This window comes from Microbacterium sp. As-52 (assembly GCF_049949185.1).
Taxonomy (GTDB): Bacteria; Actinomycetota; Actinomycetes; order Actinomycetales; family Microbacteriaceae; genus Microbacterium; species Microbacterium maritypicum_A.
Genome location: NZ_CP188171.1, coordinates 1,001,949 through 1,018,953, shown reverse-complemented (window position 1 = coordinate 1,018,953; position 17,005 = coordinate 1,001,949). Strand labels below are relative to the sequence as shown.

Here is a 17,005-nt window from a genome sequence, read left to right as displayed (position 1 = left end):
GAGCGGCGGATGTCGCGCACATGGACGGTGTTCTCCGCCAGTTGCCCGTCGCGCGCGTCCCTCGCCCGCATCGCGAACAAGTGGACCGCGATGATCGTCGTCCTCCTGCACGAGCAGCCGCTGCGCTTCGGCGAGCTGCACAGCCGGATGGACGGGATCACGAAGAAGGTGCTCGTCGACACACTCCGCGCCCTCGAACGCGACGGGATGCTCGAGCGGGCGGTCGGTGACGACGGTCATCCCCGGTACCGACTCACCCCGCTCGGGCGGACCCTGCACGAGCCGCTCCAGGCGCTGCAGGTCTGGGCGGAGTCGCACGTGGAGGATGTCCGCGATGCGCAGGACCGCTACGACGAGGCCGCCGACGCGAAGATGCTCGACGGGCGCTGACGCCTGCGCCCACCCCCTGCTCACAGGTGGGAAACTGGAACGATGAGCGTTTCTCCCGGTGTCGACCTGATCGCCCCCTTGAACGAGGCCGAGGTGCGGCGCATCCGCGGGGACTTCCCGATCCTGGGAGCGCAGGTGCACGGGCATCCGCTCGTGTATCTCGACTCGGGGGCGACGTCGCAGCGCCCGACCGCGGTGCTCGACGCCGAGCGTGACTTCGCGACCTCCATGAACTCCGCGGTGCACCGTGGCGCGCACACGCTCGCCGCCGAGGCGACCGAGCTCTTCGAAGACGCGCGCGCCGCCGTCGCCCGATTCGTGGGCGCCGCCGACGACGAGATCATCTGGACCTCGAACGCGACCGAGGCGATCAACCTCGTCGCGTACTCGCTGTCGAACGCGTCGCTCGGGCGCGGGGGAGCGGCCGCCGAGGGGCTCCGTCTCCGCGAAGGCGACGAGATCGTGACCACAGAGATGGAGCACCACGCGAACCTCATCCCGTGGCAGGAGCTGGCGGCGCGCACCGGCGCGACGCTGAAGGTCATACCCCTCGACGACCACGGGGGCCTGCGGCTGGACGTCGCGGCAGAGCTGATCACCGCCCGTACGAAGCTCGTCGCGTTCACCCATGTCTCCAATGTGCTCGGTGTCGTCAACCCCGTCGATCAGCTCGTCTCGCTCGCGCGCGAGGTCGGCGCGCTGACGCTGCTCGACGCCTGCCAGTCGGCACCCCACCTCCCGCTCGACGTGCGTGCCCTCGGGGTCGACTTCGCCGTGCTGTCCGGTCACAAGATGCTCGGACCGACCGGCATCGGCGCCCTCTACGGTCGGCGCGAGGTGCTGGCAGCGATGCCCCCGTTCCTGACGGGCGGTTCGATGATCACCACGGTGACCACGACCGAGGCCGAATATCTGCCGCCGCCCCAGCGCTTCGAAGCGGGAACGCAGCGCGTCTCGCAGGCGATCGCGCTCGCCGCGGCCGTGGGATACCTGACCGAGGTGGGGATGCCGCGCATCGCCGCGCACGAGGCCGCGTTCGGTCGCCGTCTCGTCGACGGGCTGAGCGCGATCGACGGCGTGCGTGTGCTCGGCGCGGGTATCGACCTGCCCCGCGTCGGCCTCGCGAGCTTCGACGTCGATGGCATCCACTCGCACGACGTGGGCCAGTTCCTCGACGACCGCGGCATCGCCGTTCGCGTCGGCCACCACTGTGCGCAACCGCTGCACCGCCGCCTGGGTGTGACCTCCTCCACCAGGGCGAGCACCTACCTGTACACGACCGAGGCCGAGGTGGACGCCGTGATCGAGGGCGTCGCCGGAGCGATCGACTTCTTCCGGAGGGGCGCATGAGCGACCTGCAGAACCTGTACCAGGAGCTGATCCTGGACCACTCGCGCACGCCGCACGGCTATGGACTCCGCGACGAGATCCCCGCGCAGTCCCACCAGTTGAACCCGACCTGCGGTGACGAGATCACCCTGCAGGTGCACCGCGATGCCGACGGCAGCGTCGAGGCGATCGCCTGGGAGGGGCACGGCTGCGCGATCTCGCAGGCATCGGCCTCTCTGCTGGCGGAGCTCGCGGAAGGACTCAGCGTCGAAGACCTCGAGGTGCGCATCGCGGCCTTCCGCGAGGCGATGCGATCCCGCGGCACGATCGAACCGGATGAAGAGCTCCTCGGTGATGCCGCTGCCCTCGGTGGGGTGTCGAAGTACGTCGCGCGCGTCAAGTGCGCCATGCTCGCCTGGGTCGCCGCGGAAGACGCGCTCACGCGCAGCTGAGGTGCAGGATGGACGCGTGTCCCTGCACCTGACGCCCCTCCCCTCCACCCGCTTCGAGGCGTGGGCGACAACCGCACGGCAGCGCCTGATCGACCGGAACAGGGAGTCGGGGCGACGCCTCGGCGCGGACGCTGTCGGGCACGTCGAGCAGGTGTTCGGCGACCTGTTCCCGGAGGGCGGTGCGACCTCGACGACGCGGGTCATGCGCATCGTCGACGATGCGGATGGCGAACTCGGAACACTCGTGCTGGCCCTGAGCGGACAGAAGATGCTCCTGCTCGACCTCGACCTCGACATCGGCCTCGGCGGTGCCGAGACGCTGAGCGATGCCCAGAACGAAGGGCTGCTCGCGCTCCTGCTCCCGATCGCCCGCGACATGGGCGCCACCCAGATCGGGGCGCAGCTCTTTCCGCAGGACACGGCCGGACGGGTGTTCGCCGAACAGAGCGGATTCGAGGTGGCCTCGATCCAGATGGTGCTCGAACCGCTTCCGGTGCGCGACGTCGCTCCCCACGTCGAGGTGTCGCCGATGACCGCGGAACGCTTCCCCCGCTTCGCGGCAGCGTCAGAGGAAGGGTTCGCGCACGACCTCGTCGCGTCGGGGCGCTACACGTCCGAGGAGGCGATCGCCGAGTCGCATCGCCAGATGGTCGAGGAGCTTCCCGACGGGCTCGATACCGAAGGACAGGAATTCTTCACCGCTGCTGTCGACGGAACCGAGGTCGGCATCCTGTGGTTCGGGATGCGGCGGCGTGACGGTCGTCCGCAGGCGTTCATCCTCGACATCGAGGTGGCCGCGGATCAGCGCCGGAAGGGATACGGACGCGCGTTGATGCACGCCGCCGAGAGAGAAGCCCGCAGGCTCGGCGCGGACTCGATCGGGCTGCATGTCTTCGGCTTCAACACGGGGGCCGTCGACCTGTATGAGCAGCTCGGCTACCGCCGCACCGAGGAGAGCCTGCTGCGCGAGGTCTGAGCCACGGTCACGCGAGCACTCGACGGGAATAGCCCTGAGCGCGAGGCGTTGGGGCCAACATGACAACTCTCGGAATCATCGGTGCAGGACACATCGGCAGCCAGGTCGCACGCGTCGCGATCGCGAACGGCTACGACGTGGTGATCGCCAACTCGCGTGGACCGGAGACACTCGCCGACCTGGTCGCCGAGCTCGGGCCCAGGGCTCGGGCCGCGACGGCGCAGGACGCGGCCGCTGCCGCAGACGTGGCCGTCGTCACTGTGCCCCTCGGCGCGATCGACCAGCTCCCGGCCGAGCAGCTCGCGGGCAAGGTCGTCCTCGACACCAACAACTACTACTTCGAGCGGGACGGACACATCGAAGCCCTCGACAAGGGGGAGACCACGACGTCGGAGCTGGTGCAGCGTGCGCTCCCCGGCGCGAAGATCGCGAAGGCGTTCAACCACATCTTCGCCTCGGAGATCACGTCCGACGGAACGCCGGCCGGCACCCCCGACCGTCGCGCGCTGGCCACGGCCGGCGATGACGTGGAAGCCGTGGCCTTCGTGACGCGCTTCTACGACGAGGCCGGCTTCGACACCGTCAACGTGGGTCCGCTCAGTGAGTCCTGGAGGGTCGAGCGCGACCGCCCGGCGTATGTGGTGCGGCAGACTGCCGAAGAGCTCACGGCGAACCTCGCGATCGCGAACCGCCTGCCCTGAGCGTCGTCGGGGGCGAGGGAGGAGCCCTCGCCCCCGCCCGGGCCGCCGCCGCTGCGAGGGCTTGGGATACCAAAAGTTGAGGAACACCGCCGGGAGTGCGAGAATGCCCAGATGGCGGGGGCTATAGCAGGAGGCGGCGAACTCGAGTCGGTGAGGGTCACGCGCATCCTTCGCGATGACATCATCCTCGGGCGGCGGATACCGGGGTCGCGCCTGGTGGAGCGCGACATCGCGGCAGAGCTCAATGTGTCGCGACTCCCGGTCCGGGAGGCCATCCGCACGCTCGTCGCGGAGGGGATCGTCGTCGCCCGTCCCCGCACCTGGGCAGTCGTGCGGGAGTTCACCCATCGGGACATCCAGGACTTCGCCGAGGTGCGCGAGGCCATCGAGACGCTGATCTTCGTGTTCGCCGCCGAGCGGCACGACGAGGCCGGTATCGCCCGGATCCGCGAGGTCTATGAGCGTGAGCTCGCGGCCGCGAAGGCGCAGGATTCCGAGGCTGCGAGGGTGGCCGCAGCGGAGTTCCACGAGGTCGCCGTCGAACTCGCGGCGAACGAGATGCTCGGAGAGCTCATCGCCGTGTTCCTCACGCGTCTGCGCTGGTTGTTCGGTCAGCACGACGATCTGCTCGCGATGGCGGACGAGCATCGCATCATCCTCGAGGCGATGACTGCGCGTGACACCGAGGCATTGCGCCGGATCGTCCCCGCGCACCTCGCCAGTGGTCAGTCCGCAGCCGAGCGACGCCTCGCCGAGAACAGTGACCTGACGGCCTGAGCTGTCGGTTCGCCCTGACGCAGGTCGGGGGACCGCAGAGTCGGCTCCGGTTGTATATTGGGGCGATCGGAGTCGGTCCGGAACTGTTGCGCTGTCCTGGGGAGCGAGATGCGGAGTCTTGCTGTCGCGGTCGGATGCCTGTTGCTCGTCGGCGGGATCACGCTCGTCGCGATCGCGGATCAGGAGCGCATGGCGTCGATCGCCGCGGTCAAAGCGGAGATCGCACGCGTCGAAGGTGCGCTGGACACGTCGCGCGGCGAGAACCGGGAACTCGCCGAGAAGCTCACCGCCCTGCGGTCCAAGCTCGCTGAGCAGGACGCGCAGATCGCCGACACGACGGGGTTCCTGCCGTGATCCGCCGGGTGCTGGCCGTCACCCTCGCCGCCTCGGTGCTGCTCATCTCGGGGATGATCGGCAGAGCTGACGCCCTCGAGCACGAGAGAACGACCGCTGTCGCACAGCTCGTCGCACTGAACGGCCAGTATCGCGACGCCGGCCAGCGCACCGACTACCTCGACGGGGCCGTCGAACGCGCAGAGCAGGAGACCGCCGATCGCGCCGCCGTCCTCGCGCTGCGGCCCGCCTTCCTCGCCGAGGTAGAAGCCCTGACCGCCGCACTCCAGGGGGCCGAAGGTCGGGTGGACACGGCCGCGCACCGCGCCGCCGCCCTGTCGGCACAGCAGGCCGTCGCCGCCGAGAAGGAGAACCCCGATACCGTCGCGGCGGCCACGGCGACCCTGCACGCGCTCACGGAGAAGGTGGGCACAGAGGTCGCGTCCTGGCAGGCGGCACAGAGTTCGGGTCCCGGAGGGCCGATGTGGTCGTCGAGCGGTCCGGAGGGATACGCGCGGGTGCGGGCAGCCCTCGACCTCGTCGGTGGTGGGGGCGTGGGACTCTACGAGTCCTCGTCGTGTGCGGGCGGGAACGCCCCGGCATGCGCGAACAGCAACGGATACATCAAGTACCGCGCCGACATCGCGACCTGGAGTGCCGGCCGGTTGAACTGGGCGATGGCGCATGAGCTCGCGCACATCTACCAGTTCCGCGTATGGGGCGCGCTCACCTCATCCGGGGCGTACGGGGCGCTGTTCGGCGGTGACCCGGAGTTCCTCGCGAACTGCATGGCCGTGGTGCGGGGCTATCCCGGATCGGTCGGCTGCAACGGCGACCAGCAGGCGTGGGCCTCGGCCATCTGGGTGGGCACCGTCCGCTGAGCGGGAGCCTGTCGCCGGCGTCGCCTCAGGTCGCCGGCGTCGTGGTGTCGATCGCCGCGCGCAGCGGGCGACGCATCACTCGCCAGTAGGAGGCGGGAGCGATGCGGGTGATCACGTCGATCAGGCGGGCTTCTCGCCCGACCATCGTGCGCGCAGCCCGTCGTTCGGTCGCCCGCACGATCCGGGCCGCGGCATCGGTGGGCTCGGTGTGGTACATCGCGGCCTGCGCGGCGGCGGCCCGGGCCGCCACCTCCGGGTCGATCGCCGCGGCGTAGCGACCGTGCAGGATGATCCCGGTGCGCACCCCCGCAGGGTAGACGGCTCCGACGCTCACCGAGGTGCCCTCGAGCTCGTGCCGCAGAGCCTCGGAGAACGCGCGCACCGCGAACTTGCTGACCGCGTACGGGATGCGGCCGGCGGGGGCGGCGAGTGCGTAGACGCTCGCCAGGTGCGTGATGTGCGCGGCCGGCGCGGCGCGGAGCGCGGGGAGAAGGGCTTTGGTGACCGAGACCGTTCCCCAGAGGTTCACGTCGGTGAGCCAGCGCATCTCCTCCATGGTGAGCTGGTCGATGTCGCCGAGCATCGACGAGCCGGCGCACGTGATCAGGGCGTTGATGCGCGGGTGGGCCTCGGTGATGTCGGCGGCGGTCGCGAACACGGCCTCGTCGTGGCGGAGGTCGACGACGTGCGTCGTCACGCGCACACCCTGCAGTTCGGCCGCGATCGTCGCGAGTGACGCGGCGTCGTGGTCGATGAGCGCGAGGTGCACTCCCCGAGCCGCCAGCAGGCGCGCGATATCCGCGCCCATCCCGTTCGCCGCTCCGGTGATCACGGTGGTGCTGCCGGTGAGTTCGAGGTGCTTCATTGCTCTCCTGCACGGCGCGATCCTGGTGCGAACCCGCGGATGTCGGATGGGTGGGGCAAGCTGATTCCGAACCATTCTGGCCGACACCGGGCTGCAGTGATACCGGTACGCTCAAGGAGAGGAGGTACCGGTGGGACGGACAGCGGATGCCATCGCCGAGGGCGTTGCGATCGCGACCGCTGCGGCGCGCCTCGCCGTGAAGAACCACATCCTCATCGGCACCATCGCCGAAGACGGCGTCTTCGACATGGACAAGTACATCGACGACGCGCGTGAGGCGCTTCGTGCCATGGCCGAGGAGTCGGAAGAGGCCGCTGCCACCGTCACCGCGTTGCGCAAGAGGGCGAGGGGCCGGCACTCCGATCCGGTGGGGACGCACGACTACCGCGACCGCGATGTGCGCAACCTCCGCCGACGTGCCAAGCAGTCCACCGGCGTTGCCGTGCGCCTGCGAGAGATCATGCAGGACCGCGATCGGCTCGCCGAGATCGTCGAGGAGGCGCGTGACGCCGCCTGGGCGGATGTGCGCCACAACCTCGACCGCCGACTGCGGGTCGAGGGCATGCGTCCGGATCAGGATCCCGATTACAACCGCATGCGCGAAGCGCGGATGCAGGCCCTTCGACTCGTCGATCTGCAGGCGCTCTCGTCGGAGCAGAGGGCCAAGGCCAAGCGCCGGAAGAAGCAGCAGAAGGCTGCGTCGGTGGAGGACTGAGGCCTCGTTTCGCTTTCGCGTCGGGACTGTTGTAGGCTGTTCTACGGCCCGCTGAGCGGGCTGGGCGCCCGTAGCTCAATGGATAGAGCATCTGACTACGGATCAGAAGGTTAGGGGTTCGAGTCCCTTCGGGCGCACACTGTGTTGAGACAGTGAAGGAACGGCTTCCACTTCGGTGGGGGCCGTTTCTGCGTTTCTGCCCGCTGTCATCGGTCCTCGATGCTGCCGCATCCGCCCACGTCCGCATCCGCCCACGTCGCGAGTTTTTCTATACAGTCCAAAAATCATATGTAGGATAGGCAAACCTAACTTAGGAGTTGTCCATCGTGACTGAGCTGCTCACTTCCTCGACCGTCGACGTCTACCGCTCCCAGATCGCACGCACGGCGTCTCGGGTGGCCGCAAGGTTCACCGAAACCCCACAACCCACGTCCGGCGCCTCGCTCGCAGAACTGCAGAAACTCGTCGATCGGGTCGACCTCGCCGGCTCCGGCATCGGCACCGCGTCGGCCATCCGTGAGATCGATGATCTCTTCCTCGCCCACGCCGTGTGGTTTCACCACCCCCTGTATGCGGCGCACCTGAACTGCCCGGTGGCGCTCCCCGCCGTCGCGGCCGAGACGATCCTCGCCGCGGTCAACACCTCGGTCGACACCTACGACCAGTCGACGGTGGGCACGCTGATGGAGCGTCGGCTGATCGAGGCCGTGACGGGATGGGTGGGGTTCGCCTCGGGCGACGGCATCTTCACCTCCGGGGGCACGCAGTCGAACCTCCATGCGCTGTTCCTCGCCAGAGAGGCGGCACTGGCGGCGGTCGGCGGCTCGCGTACGACGTCGATGTCTCGCTTGGTCGTCTTCGCCACGGCATCCAGTCATTTCAGCGTCGGCAAGTCGTCGCTGCTGCTCGGCCTCGCCGACGATGCGGTCATCGAGGTGGCCGACGACAGCGCAGGGCGGATGCTTCCGGCTGACCTCGATGCGGCGGTCTCTGCGGCTGTGGCGGAGGGACGGGTGCCCATCGCCGTCGTCGCCACCGCAGGCACTACGGACCGCGGCGTGATCGACCCGCTCGCGAGCATCGCCGCGGTGTGCGACGCCCGCGGTCTGTGGCTGCACGTCGACGCTGCCTACGGAGGAGGACTCCTGGTCTCGTCCCGGCGCCGGCACCTTCTTGCAGGCATCGAACGGGCACGGTCCGTCACCGTCGATTTCCACAAGAGCTTCTTCCAGCCCGTCTCCTCCAGCGCCCTGCTCGTGCGCGACCCCCGGGATCTGGTTGCGGGCGCCTGGCACGCCGATTACCTCAACCCGCGGGAGAACGACGAACCCAATCAGGTGGACAAGTCGCTGCAGACCACGCGCCGTTTCGACGCGCTGAAGCTGTGGGCGACGCTCCGATCGATGGGGACGGCGCAGGTCGGCGAGCTGTTCGACGCGGTCATCGATCTCGCCACGGCCGCCGGCGATCTGGTCGACGCCGATCCCGAACTCGAGCTGGTGGGTCGCACCCAGCTCAGCACCGTGCTCTTCCGCGCGCGTCCCGGGGATGTGCCGCCCGCAGTGCAGGATGAGCTCGTCGCGGGGGTCCGGCGCGTGCTCTTCGAATCCGGCCGTGCACTCGTCGCGAAGACGGTGATCGACGGACGGCCCTGCCTGAAACTGACTCTCCTCAACCCGGAAGCCACCCTCGACGACGTCCGAACGATCCTGGACATCGTGAAGGACGCGGCGACTGCTCTCGCGGGCATATCGCCGGATCTCGTCGCCGCGGAGGCGACGGCATGACCGCGCACGTGCACGACGTCGTCGGCATCGGCATCGGCCCGTTCAACCTGGGGCTCGCCTGTCTCGCGGATCCGCTCGGGGTGGACGCGGTGTTCCTCGACCGTGCGGAAAGCTTCCGATGGCACCCCGGGATGATGATCGAGGGCTCGACCATCCAGGTGCCGTTCCTGGCCGACCTGGTCACTATGGCCGATCCCACCTCGCGCTTCTCCTTCCTCAACTGGTTGAAGCAATCGGGGCGGCTCTACCCGTTCTACATCCGTGAGAGCTTCTATGCGCTGCGTACCGAATATGACGCGTACTGCCGCTGGGCGGCCGAGCAGCTGCACCAGCTGCACTGGAATCACGAGGTCGTGCGGGTCGAGCATGACCCTGTCGACGACGTCTACATCGTGCAGGCGATGCGCACCGACACCGGCGAGGAGCGCACACTGCGCACCCGTCACGTCGTCGTCGGGGTCGGCACGAGCCCCACGATCCCGACGGCTCTCCGCGACATCTCCGGCCGTGCCGTGCACAGCTCGGCATACCTGGAGAATCGTGATGCGCTTCGCGCGACGGATTCGATCACGGTGGTCGGCAGCGGCCAGTCGGCGGCCGAGATCTACCGCGATCTCCTCGAGGGTGCGCGCGAGGGCGGCTATCGTCTCGACTGGATCACCCGGTCGCCGCGGTTCTTCCCCATGGAGTACACGAAGCTCACCCTGGAGATGACCTCACCGGAGTACACCGATCACTTCCATGGCCTTCCCCTCGCACTGCGGCAGCACCTGAGTCGGGAGCAGCGGAGCCTCTACAAGGGTGTCTCCTGCGACCTCATCGACGACATCTACGACACCCTCTATCGGCTCAGCGCCGAAGGTCCAGTGCCCACGACGCTCCTCGCCGATACCGAGGTCACCGCCGCCGAGTGGGACGGCGTGCGCTTCCGGCTCTCGTTGCGGCACGGCCAGCTCGGAGAGCAGTACGACAGGGAGACGGCCTCGCTCATCCTCGCCACGGGGTACTCTGCCCAGACGCCGCCTTTCCTGCAGGGCATCGCCGACCGTCTGGACTGGGATGCTCTGGGCAGGATGGACGTCGCGCGCGACTACAGCGTCGACGGCGGACGCGGGCGGGTCTTCGTGCAGAACGGTGAAGAGCACACCCATGGGTTGACCGCCCCGGACCTCGGCTTCGGCGCCTGGCGCAACTCGTCGATCCTCTCGTCGATCCTCGGTCGAGAGGTCTACCCGATCGAGCGCCGCATCGCGTTCCAGGACTTCGGTGTCCCCGCCGATGCCCTCCGGGAGTCCACCGTGCCCGGGGCGGTCGTGCGATGACGACGACGACCGGGATCGGAGTATCGCTCACCGTCGCCAGCCCCCTTCGGGACGCGGCTATCCTGCACCGCTGGCTGGCCGATCCCCATTCGGCGTACTGGGGCATGACCGACCTGGATGTCCCCGCCGTCGCGGCCTATCTCGCCGCTGTCGATGCTGATCCCGCCCAGCAGGCGTGGCTCGGGCTGGTCGACGAGGTCCCGCTGTTCTACGCCGAGACCTATGACCCGGCGCAGGTGCTGCTGACAGAGGTCCACGACGCGGTGCCGGGCGACATCGGCATGCACGTCCTGGTGTCGCCTCCGGGCGAGGACCCCCGACACGGGCTGACCGATGCGGTGTTCGCCGCCGTGATGTCGTGGTGCTTCGATGAGCTCGGCGCGGAGCGCGTGGTCGTCGAACCGGATGTGCGCAACGCGCGCATCCGCGCGAAGAACGTGCGCGCCGGCTTCGACGAGGTGCGCCACGTCGTCATCGACGAGGGCGGGCACCTCAAGACCGCGATGCTCTCGGTGTGCACCCGCGCCGGCTTCGCGGCGTCCGACCTGATCCGCCTCGACCGAGAGGGACGCGCATGATCGCCCCCGCCGCCCACCTGACGATCGATTCGCTGGAGCGCGCACAGCGTCACCTGGTGGCCAAGGCTCTCGCGGAGTTCAGCCACGAACGGCTGATCGCCCCGGAGCCCTCCGGCGATGGTTGGCGCGTCGGTGTGCCCTCCACCGCCGTCGAGTACCGGTTCCGCGCCATGCGTACCGAGCTGGAGCACTGGATCATCGAGGAGAGCAGCATCCGTCGCCTCATCGACGGTACAGATGCCGTGCTGGACGCGCAGCAGCTGATCCTCGAGCTGCAGCCGACCCTCGGCCTGTCGGATGAGCTTCTCCCGTTGTACCTGGAAGAGATCGCGTCCACGCTCGCCGGCTCGATGTTCAAGATCGCGCGGGGTGGGCCGTCGGCGCGGGAGCTGGCCGGCGCCGACTTCCAGACGATCGAGGCGGCGATGACCGAGGGGCACCCTGGTTTCGTCGCGAACAACGGGCGCATCGGCTTCGGTGTCTCGGATCATGCCACCTTCGCTCCCGAGGCCGCCCGGTCGTTCCGCCTGGTGTGGGTCGCCGCGCGACGGTCAGCATCGCATCTGGCCCTCGGCGCCGATCTCACCGAGGAGACCCTGCTTTCGGGCGAGTTGAGTCCGACCGAACGCGATCGCTTCGCCACCCGTCTTCGCGACCTCGGCGAGGAGCCGGCCGACTTCCACCTGCTGCCGGTGCACCCGTGGCAGTGGGAGAACCGCGTGACCATCACCTTCGCCCCCGACCTCGCCCGACGCGACCTCGTCTACATCGGCGAGAGCGAAGACGACTATCGCGCCCAGCAATCGGTGCGCACCATGTTCAACGTCTCCCATCCGCATCGGCACTACGTGAAGACGGCGCTCGCTGTGCAGAACATGGGGTTCCTTCGGGGGCTCTCTCCGGCGTACATGCGCGTCACACCCGCGATCAACGACTGGGTGGCCGAGCTCGTGGCCGCCGACCCGACATTCGCGGATGCCGGCTTCCGAGTGCTCCGGGAGCGCGCGTCGATCGGCTACACGGGCGACGTGTACCACCGCACCGCACAGCCGTCCGCCCACCGCAAGATGCTGGCCGCCCTCTGGCGCGAGAGCCCTGTGCCGTTGGCAGCCGGGGCTGAGCGACTGGCGACTCTGGCGTCGCTCCTGCATCGCGACAGCGAGGGCGTCTCGGTGGTCACCACGCTCATCCGTGCTTCCGGTATCCCCGCGACCGCGTGGGTCCACCGGTTCCTTCGCGCGTATCTCCGGCCGATCGTGCACAGCCTGCTGGCCCACGATCTCGCGTTCATGCCGCACGGCGAGAACCTCATCCTCATCCTCGAGGGGAACGTGCCGACCGGTGTGTTCATGAAGGACATCGGTGAGGAAGTGGCGCTCCTGTCCGAGCGCACGCTGCCGGAGGAGGTGCGACGCATCGTCGCCCCCGTCGGCGACGAGGAGAAGGCGCTCGCCGTCTTCACCGACGTCTTCGATGGGGTGCTCCGGCACCTGGCGGGCATCCTCCACATCGACGGCACCCTGACTGAGGGGGACTTCTGGCGCCTGGTCGGAGAGACGGTCGATGAGCATGCCGATGGGCATCCCGACCTCGAGTCACTCGTCGATCTGCGGGCCGATGCATTCGCCCATTCGTGCCTGAATCGTCTGCAACTGCGCAACACGCTGCGCATGGTGGACCTCGCGGACCAGTCCGCTTCCCTCATGTACGCCGGAACGCTCGACAATCCCATCGGTCGGGCGCGCAGCTCGTCGCCCATTCCGCTGTCGACCCAGGGAGGGTGAGCGGATGACCAGCGGTGGTTCGCGACGTCCTCGGCATCCCGCGCATCCGGGCGATGGATGTGCGGGACCGTGGATGTGCGGTCTCGTGGAGCGCGATCAGAGCAGGCTGGTGATCGCCGGGTCGCGGTCGGCGACGTCCGCGGCGGTGGCGACGATCACCTGGCGGATCGCGGCGACGGCAACGGCCGGAGTGACGTCTGCACGGTGGGCGAGGCTCACCGTGCGGGTCATCATGGGGTGCGTCAGCCGCACCGAACGAAGAGCGGGGCGATCGAGCAGAACCATGGCCGGCACCACCGCGACGCCGACGCCGCGCTCGACGAAACGCAGCACCGCATCCATCTCGGCGCCCTCGAGCACATGGGTGGGTCGGAGTCCCTCGGCGCGGAAAGCCGCATCGGTGGTGGCTCGAAGCTCGTAGGTCTCGTCGAGGGCGATCAGGGGGAGGGTGGCGAGGTGGTGAAGCGTCATCGACGCCGAACTCGACACCGGTGGCTCGCTCGCGGCCGAGACGACGACCAGCTCCTCGGTGAGGAGCGGGGTCCGCGTCAGGCTGAATCCCGAGGGAGGAGGTCCTTCGGACTCGGTGATGAGGGCGATGTCGACGGCGCCGACCGCGAGCTCCTCGACGAGTCGGCGAGAGCCGCTCTCCGTCAGGTGCAGATCGATGCCGGGATGCGCGGAATGGAAAGCGCGGATGGCCTCGGCGACCAGGCTGATGCAGAGCGTCGGAGGGGCGCCCAGGCGCACGCGTCCACGGCGGAGTCCGGCCAGCTCGCCCATCTCGTCGCGGATGGCGTCGGCCTCGGCGAGCATGCGCTGCGCGCGGGGGAGGAGGGTCTCGCCGGCGGCTGTCAGCGCGATGTGGCCGCGTGCGCGGTGGAACAGTTCCGCGCCCAGTTCGCGCTCGAGCGTGGAGATCTGCCGGCTCAACGACGGCTGCGCCAGATGCAGGTGCTCGGAGGCGCGGGTGAAGTGTCCGAGACGCGCGACCTCGACGAACCCGCGGAGTTGCTCGAGGTTCATGACCATAGCCTACCCGCATCGTTTCAACTCGAACTATGCATTGGAGTTATTAGGATCCCCTAACTAGCGTGGATCGCATGGCTACGCGCGAACGACAGATATCCACCACGGTCCTCGTCATCGGCACTGGAGGGTCGGGTCTGCGGGCGGCGATCGAGATCGCCGAACACGGCGTGGACGTGCTCGCCGTGGGGAAACGACCGCGGCAGGATGCGCACACGTCGCTCGCCGCCGGCGGCATCAACGCGGCGCTCGGCACGATGGATGCCGACGACAGCTGGCAGCAGCACGCAGCCGACACCATCAAGGAGAGCTACCTGCTCGCCAACCCGCACACCGTCGAGATCGTGACGCAGGGTGCCGAGCGTGGCATCCGCGACCTCGAGCGCTGGGGCATGGACTTCGCCCGCGAAGACGACGGCCGCATCTCGCAGCGCTTCTTCGGCGCCCACACCTTCCGCCGCACCGCGTTCGCCGGCGACTACACGGGCCTCGAGATCCAGCGCACCCTCGTGCGCAAGGCTGAGCAGCTCGAGGTCCCGATCCTCGACCACGTCTACATCACGCGCCTGCTCGTGCGCGACAACGTCGTGTTCGGCGCCTACGGCTTCGACCAGGCCGACGGCACCCGCTACCTCATCCACGCGGACGCCGTGATCCTCGCCGCGGGCGGACACAACCGCATCTGGCGGCGCACCTCGTCCCGCCGCGACGAGAACACCGGCGACTCCTTCCGTCTCGCGGTGGACGCCGGCGCGCGGCTCCGCGACCCCGAACTCGTGCAGTTCCATCCGTCGGGCATCATCGAGCCGGAGAGCGCAGCGGGAACCCTGATCTCCGAGGCTGCACGCGGTGAAGGCGGAATCCTCCGCAACGCCCTCGGCGAGCGATTCATGGCGAAGTACGACCCCGAGCGGATGGAGCTCTCGACCCGTGACCGCGTCGCGCTCGCCGCATACACCGAGATCCAGGAAGGGCGCGGCACCGAGAACGGCGGCGTCTGGCTCGACGTCTCGCACCTGCCGCGCGAGACGATCATGACCCGTCTGCCGCGCGTCTATCAGACGATGATGGAGCTGCAGATGCTCGACATCACGACCGATCCGATCGAGATCGCGCCGACCGCGCACTACTCGATGGGCGGCGTCTGGGTGCGTCCGGAAGACCACCAGACCGACGTCGACGGCCTCTATGCGATCGGCGAGGCGTCGAGCGGTCTGCACGGCGCGAATCGTCTCGGCGGCAACTCGCTCATCGAACTCCTCGTCTACGGACGCATCGTCGGTCAGGCGGCAATGGAGCATGCGGCGGGGCTCGACGCGCAGCGCCGGTCGGCGACCGCGGTGGCGGAAGCGCGGGCCGAGATCGACCATCTGCTGGCGGCGGAGGGGCGCGAGAACGTCCGTGCCCTGCAGCGCGCGATCCGCAACCTCATGACCGAGTACGCCGGTGTGGTGCGCTCGGAGGAGGGGCTGCGCGCCGGTCTCGCCGACCTCGACATGATCGAGGGGCGCATGGAGGACATCGGCATCCACCCCGACATCGCCGGGTTCCAGGATCTCGCGCATGCGTTCGACCTCAAGGCATCGGCACTCGCCGCCCGGGCCACCCTCGAGGCCGCGCTGGAGCGGCGGGAGACCCGCGGATGCCACAACCGCAGCGACTTCCCCGACACCGATCCCACGTTGCAGGTGAACCTGGTGTGGTCGCCGAAGGACGGCGTGACCCGTGAGGCGATCCCAGAGATCTCGCCGGAGATCGCGGAGCTCATGCGCGAGGTCGACACCGCGGGCAAGCTCGTCGAGTAAGAGCACACTGCGGCTGCTTCCGGTCGCACCTGCTGTCGTCCCGTCGACGATCAGGCAGCATCAGGTGCGACCGGAGCGGGTCCGGTGCGGGAGGATGAGCAGATGCACATTCCCGCAGAACTGCTCCCCGATGGTGCGGACTGGCTGCCCGTGGAGAGCGGCGAGTCGGGCGCGGCTGTGCTTCGCGATGAGGCCGGTGGGCGATACGTCAAGGTGGTCCCCTCGTCGCAGGCGGACGAATTGGCGGCCGAGCGCGACCGGATCGCATGGCTCGCGAGCGTCGGCATCCCCGGTCCGTCGGTGATCGAGTGGCGTCTCACCGCGCACGGCGGTGCCCTCGTGACCTCTGCGGTGGAGGGAGTCCCCGCCGACCGGCTCGATGCGGCCGGTCTGCGTGCGGCGTGGCCGGCGATCGCCGACATCCTGCGGCGTCTCCACGCCGTCCCGGTGTCCGACTGCCCCTACGGCCGGGGAGTGGACGGGATGATGACGGCAGCCAGAGCGACGGTCGCCGAGGACCGGGTGCAGACCGAGTTCCTGCCCGTCGCGCTGCAGGATGTGCCGCCGTCGCGGATCCTCGCCGACCTCGAGAGCGAGCTCCCGCGACGGATCGTCCAGGAGCAGGCGGAAGCGGTGGTCTGCCACGGCGACTTCTGCCTGCCGAACATCCTGATCGCGCCCGACGGCTCGCACGTCGCCGGACTCCTCGATGTCGGCCGGCTCGGGCGTGCCGACCCCTACGCCGACATCGCCCTGCTCCTGGCGAACGCCCGCGAGACGTGGCCCGACGAGAGCACCGCCCGTCGGGCGGACGAGGACTTCGCTGCGCGGTACGGGATCGATCTCGACTCTGCCCGTCAGGACTTCTACCTGCGGCTCGACCCGCTGACCTGGTAGCGCGGTCGCGGGTCTCAGCCGGCCTGCGGCTCTTCCGTGTCGACCACGCCGATGCCGACCGCCTCGTGATCGGGCTCGGGCTCGTCGCGCTTCGGGGCCTTGGGCTCCTCGCCCGGGGCCTTCTCGGTGCTCGGCTCTTCGAGGTCTTCGGTGCGGGGCACCTCGTTCGGGTCGGCGTCTTCGGGGGACTCGGCTTGTGCCGGTGTCGTGACCTCGCCGTCGCTCGTGTCGGAGGTCGAGGTGGGAGTCGGAGTCTGCGCCTCGGCGGAGAGCTCGGCGGAGAGCTCGTCGGTGGGCTCGGGCTCGGGAGTGCTGTCGGTCATGGGGGACCCCTTTCGATGATGTCGTCCGCTCAGGATGCCTCGGCGGCGGATGGGGCTGTAG

Annotated in this window: 18 protein-coding genes and 1 tRNA gene; 16 read left to right on the top strand and 3 right to left on the bottom strand. The window is 69.0% G+C overall.

Going from position 1 to position 17,005, the window contains the following annotated elements; all coding sequences use genetic code 11:
- Positions 1-9: 9 nt before the first annotated feature.
- The 8 genes from ACLFA2_RS04980 to ACLFA2_RS04945 all read left to right on the top strand — a co-directional run bounded on the left by ACLFA2_RS04980 (position 10) and on the right by ACLFA2_RS04945 (position 5,839).
- On the top strand, positions 10-390 hold the full coding sequence (locus tag ACLFA2_RS04980; protein ID WP_297556955.1) for a winged helix-turn-helix transcriptional regulator: 381 nt from the start codon (positions 10-12) through the stop codon (positions 388-390).
- Positions 391-432: 42 nt separating this feature from the next.
- Positions 433-1,740 (top strand): aminotransferase class V-fold PLP-dependent enzyme, encoded by a 1,308-nt coding sequence (locus ACLFA2_RS04975; RefSeq protein ID WP_401067096.1) that lies wholly within the window; start codon positions 433-435, stop codon positions 1,738-1,740.
- On the top strand, positions 1,737-2,171 hold the full coding sequence (gene sufU / locus ACLFA2_RS04970; RefSeq protein ID WP_021198165.1) for a Fe-S cluster assembly sulfur transfer protein SufU: 435 nt from the start codon (positions 1,737-1,739) through the stop codon (positions 2,169-2,171). Before ACLFA2_RS04975 ends, sufU begins: the two co-directional genes overlap by 4 nt.
- Positions 2,172-2,187: 16 nt before the next feature.
- Positions 2,188-3,147 (top strand): GNAT family N-acetyltransferase, encoded by a 960-nt coding sequence (locus ACLFA2_RS04965; protein WP_426622136.1) that lies wholly within the window; start codon positions 2,188-2,190, stop codon positions 3,145-3,147.
- Between the two features lie 59 nt (positions 3,148-3,206).
- Positions 3,207-3,848 (top strand): NADPH-dependent F420 reductase, encoded by a 642-nt coding sequence (locus tag ACLFA2_RS04960; RefSeq protein WP_297556952.1) that lies wholly within the window; start codon positions 3,207-3,209, stop codon positions 3,846-3,848.
- A 111-nt stretch (positions 3,849-3,959) separates the two neighbouring features.
- Positions 3,960-4,625, top strand: coding sequence for a GntR family transcriptional regulator (locus tag ACLFA2_RS04955; RefSeq protein WP_426622135.1), 666 nt, complete (start codon positions 3,960-3,962; stop codon positions 4,623-4,625).
- A gap of 108 nt (positions 4,626-4,733) precedes the next feature.
- Complete coding sequence (locus tag ACLFA2_RS04950; protein ID WP_021198161.1) at positions 4,734-4,979, top strand: hypothetical protein; 246 nt, start codon at positions 4,734-4,736, stop codon at positions 4,977-4,979.
- Complete coding sequence (locus ACLFA2_RS04945; protein WP_297556951.1) at positions 4,976-5,839, top strand: hypothetical protein; 864 nt, start codon at positions 4,976-4,978, stop codon at positions 5,837-5,839. The genes ACLFA2_RS04950 and ACLFA2_RS04945 overlap by 4 nt, the downstream gene beginning before the upstream one ends.
- Before the next feature lie 25 nt (positions 5,840-5,864).
- Here the strand turns inward: ACLFA2_RS04945 and ACLFA2_RS04940 are convergent, their stop codons facing one another.
- Positions 5,865-6,704 carry an SDR family NAD(P)-dependent oxidoreductase gene (locus ACLFA2_RS04940; RefSeq protein ID WP_426622134.1) on the bottom strand — a complete coding sequence of 280 codons (840 nt, stop codon included), beginning with the start codon at positions 6,702-6,704 and terminating at the stop codon, positions 5,865-5,867.
- Positions 6,705-6,834: 130 nt separating this feature from the next.
- Here ACLFA2_RS04940 and ACLFA2_RS04935 point away from each other — a divergent pair, with 130 nt between their 5' ends.
- From ACLFA2_RS04935 to ACLFA2_RS04910, 6 genes are all read left to right on the top strand, one after another.
- The gene (locus tag ACLFA2_RS04935) at positions 6,835-7,419 is read left to right on the top strand and encodes a hypothetical protein (protein ID WP_021198158.1); all 585 of its coding nucleotides are present in this window, start codon (positions 6,835-6,837) and stop codon (positions 7,417-7,419) included.
- 64 nt (positions 7,420-7,483) lie between these two features.
- Positions 7,484-7,556 (top strand) — tRNA-Arg (locus ACLFA2_RS04930).
- 189 nt (positions 7,557-7,745) lie between these two features.
- A complete protein-coding gene (locus tag ACLFA2_RS04925; protein WP_426622133.1) occupies positions 7,746-9,206 on the top strand; it encodes a pyridoxal phosphate-dependent decarboxylase family protein in 1,461 nt (486 codons plus the stop codon).
- A complete protein-coding gene (locus ACLFA2_RS04920; protein WP_167254654.1) occupies positions 9,203-10,528 on the top strand; it encodes a lysine N(6)-hydroxylase/L-ornithine N(5)-oxygenase family protein in 1,326 nt (441 codons plus the stop codon). Before ACLFA2_RS04925 ends, ACLFA2_RS04920 begins: the two co-directional genes overlap by 4 nt.
- On the top strand, positions 10,525-11,106 hold the full coding sequence (locus tag ACLFA2_RS04915; RefSeq protein ID WP_084487211.1) for a GNAT family N-acetyltransferase: 582 nt from the start codon (positions 10,525-10,527) through the stop codon (positions 11,104-11,106). Before ACLFA2_RS04920 ends, ACLFA2_RS04915 begins: the two co-directional genes overlap by 4 nt.
- Positions 11,103-12,890 carry an IucA/IucC family protein gene (locus ACLFA2_RS04910; RefSeq protein WP_426622132.1) on the top strand — a complete coding sequence of 596 codons (1,788 nt, stop codon included), beginning with the start codon at positions 11,103-11,105 and terminating at the stop codon, positions 12,888-12,890. Before ACLFA2_RS04915 ends, ACLFA2_RS04910 begins: the two co-directional genes overlap by 4 nt.
- A gap of 96 nt (positions 12,891-12,986) precedes the next feature.
- Here the strand turns inward: ACLFA2_RS04910 and ACLFA2_RS04905 are convergent, their stop codons facing one another.
- Complete coding sequence (locus ACLFA2_RS04905) at positions 12,987-13,922, bottom strand: LysR family transcriptional regulator (RefSeq protein ID WP_021198155.1); 936 nt, start codon at positions 13,920-13,922, stop codon at positions 12,987-12,989.
- A gap of 71 nt (positions 13,923-13,993) precedes the next feature.
- Between ACLFA2_RS04905 and ACLFA2_RS04900 the strand changes: the two genes are divergently transcribed.
- Both ACLFA2_RS04900 and ACLFA2_RS04895 read left to right on the top strand, forming a co-directional pair.
- The gene (locus tag ACLFA2_RS04900) at positions 13,994-15,724 is read left to right on the top strand and encodes an L-aspartate oxidase (RefSeq protein ID WP_021198154.1); all 1,731 of its coding nucleotides are present in this window, start codon (positions 13,994-13,996) and stop codon (positions 15,722-15,724) included.
- Positions 15,725-15,826: 102 nt separating this feature from the next.
- Positions 15,827-16,621: an APH(3'') family aminoglycoside O-phosphotransferase gene (locus ACLFA2_RS04895; RefSeq protein ID WP_426622131.1), complete on the top strand. Its 795-nt coding sequence runs from the start codon at positions 15,827-15,829 to the stop codon at positions 16,619-16,621.
- A 14-nt stretch (positions 16,622-16,635) separates the two neighbouring features.
- Here ACLFA2_RS04895 and ACLFA2_RS04890 read toward each other — a convergent pair whose 3' ends face one another.
- Positions 16,636-16,944: a hypothetical protein gene (locus ACLFA2_RS04890; RefSeq protein WP_347124835.1), complete on the bottom strand. Its 309-nt coding sequence runs from the start codon at positions 16,942-16,944 to the stop codon at positions 16,636-16,638.
- Between the last annotated feature and the right edge of the window lie 61 nt (positions 16,945-17,005).

Coding starts and splice junctions, on each gene's coding strand:
- ACLFA2_RS04980 (WP_297556955.1), top strand. CDS start 10: ATGTCGCGCACATGGACGGTGTTCTCCGCCAGTTGCCCGTCGCGCGCG.
- ACLFA2_RS04975 (WP_401067096.1), top strand. CDS start 433: ATGAGCGTTTCTCCCGGTGTCGACCTGATCGCCCCCTTGAACGAGGCC.
- sufU (WP_021198165.1), top strand. CDS start 1,737: ATGAGCGACCTGCAGAACCTGTACCAGGAGCTGATCCTGGACCACTCG.
- ACLFA2_RS04960 (WP_297556952.1), top strand. CDS start 3,207: ATGACAACTCTCGGAATCATCGGTGCAGGACACATCGGCAGCCAGGTC.
- ACLFA2_RS04955 (WP_426622135.1), top strand. CDS start 3,960: ATGGCGGGGGCTATAGCAGGAGGCGGCGAACTCGAGTCGGTGAGGGTC.
- ACLFA2_RS04950 (WP_021198161.1), top strand. CDS start 4,734: ATGCGGAGTCTTGCTGTCGCGGTCGGATGCCTGTTGCTCGTCGGCGGG.
- ACLFA2_RS04940 (WP_426622134.1), bottom strand. CDS start 6,704: ATGAAGCACCTCGAACTCACCGGCAGCACCACCGTGATCACCGGAGCG.
- ACLFA2_RS04920 (WP_167254654.1), top strand. CDS start 9,203: ATGACCGCGCACGTGCACGACGTCGTCGGCATCGGCATCGGCCCGTTC.
- ACLFA2_RS04915 (WP_084487211.1), top strand. CDS start 10,525: ATGACGACGACGACCGGGATCGGAGTATCGCTCACCGTCGCCAGCCCC.
- ACLFA2_RS04910 (WP_426622132.1), top strand. CDS start 11,103: ATGATCGCCCCCGCCGCCCACCTGACGATCGATTCGCTGGAGCGCGCA.
- ACLFA2_RS04905 (WP_021198155.1), bottom strand. CDS start 13,922: ATGGTCATGAACCTCGAGCAACTCCGCGGGTTCGTCGAGGTCGCGCGT.
- ACLFA2_RS04900 (WP_021198154.1), top strand. CDS start 13,994: ATGGCTACGCGCGAACGACAGATATCCACCACGGTCCTCGTCATCGGC.
- ACLFA2_RS04895 (WP_426622131.1), top strand. CDS start 15,827: ATGCACATTCCCGCAGAACTGCTCCCCGATGGTGCGGACTGGCTGCCC.
- ACLFA2_RS04890 (WP_347124835.1), bottom strand. CDS start 16,944: ATGACCGACAGCACTCCCGAGCCCGAGCCCACCGACGAGCTCTCCGCC.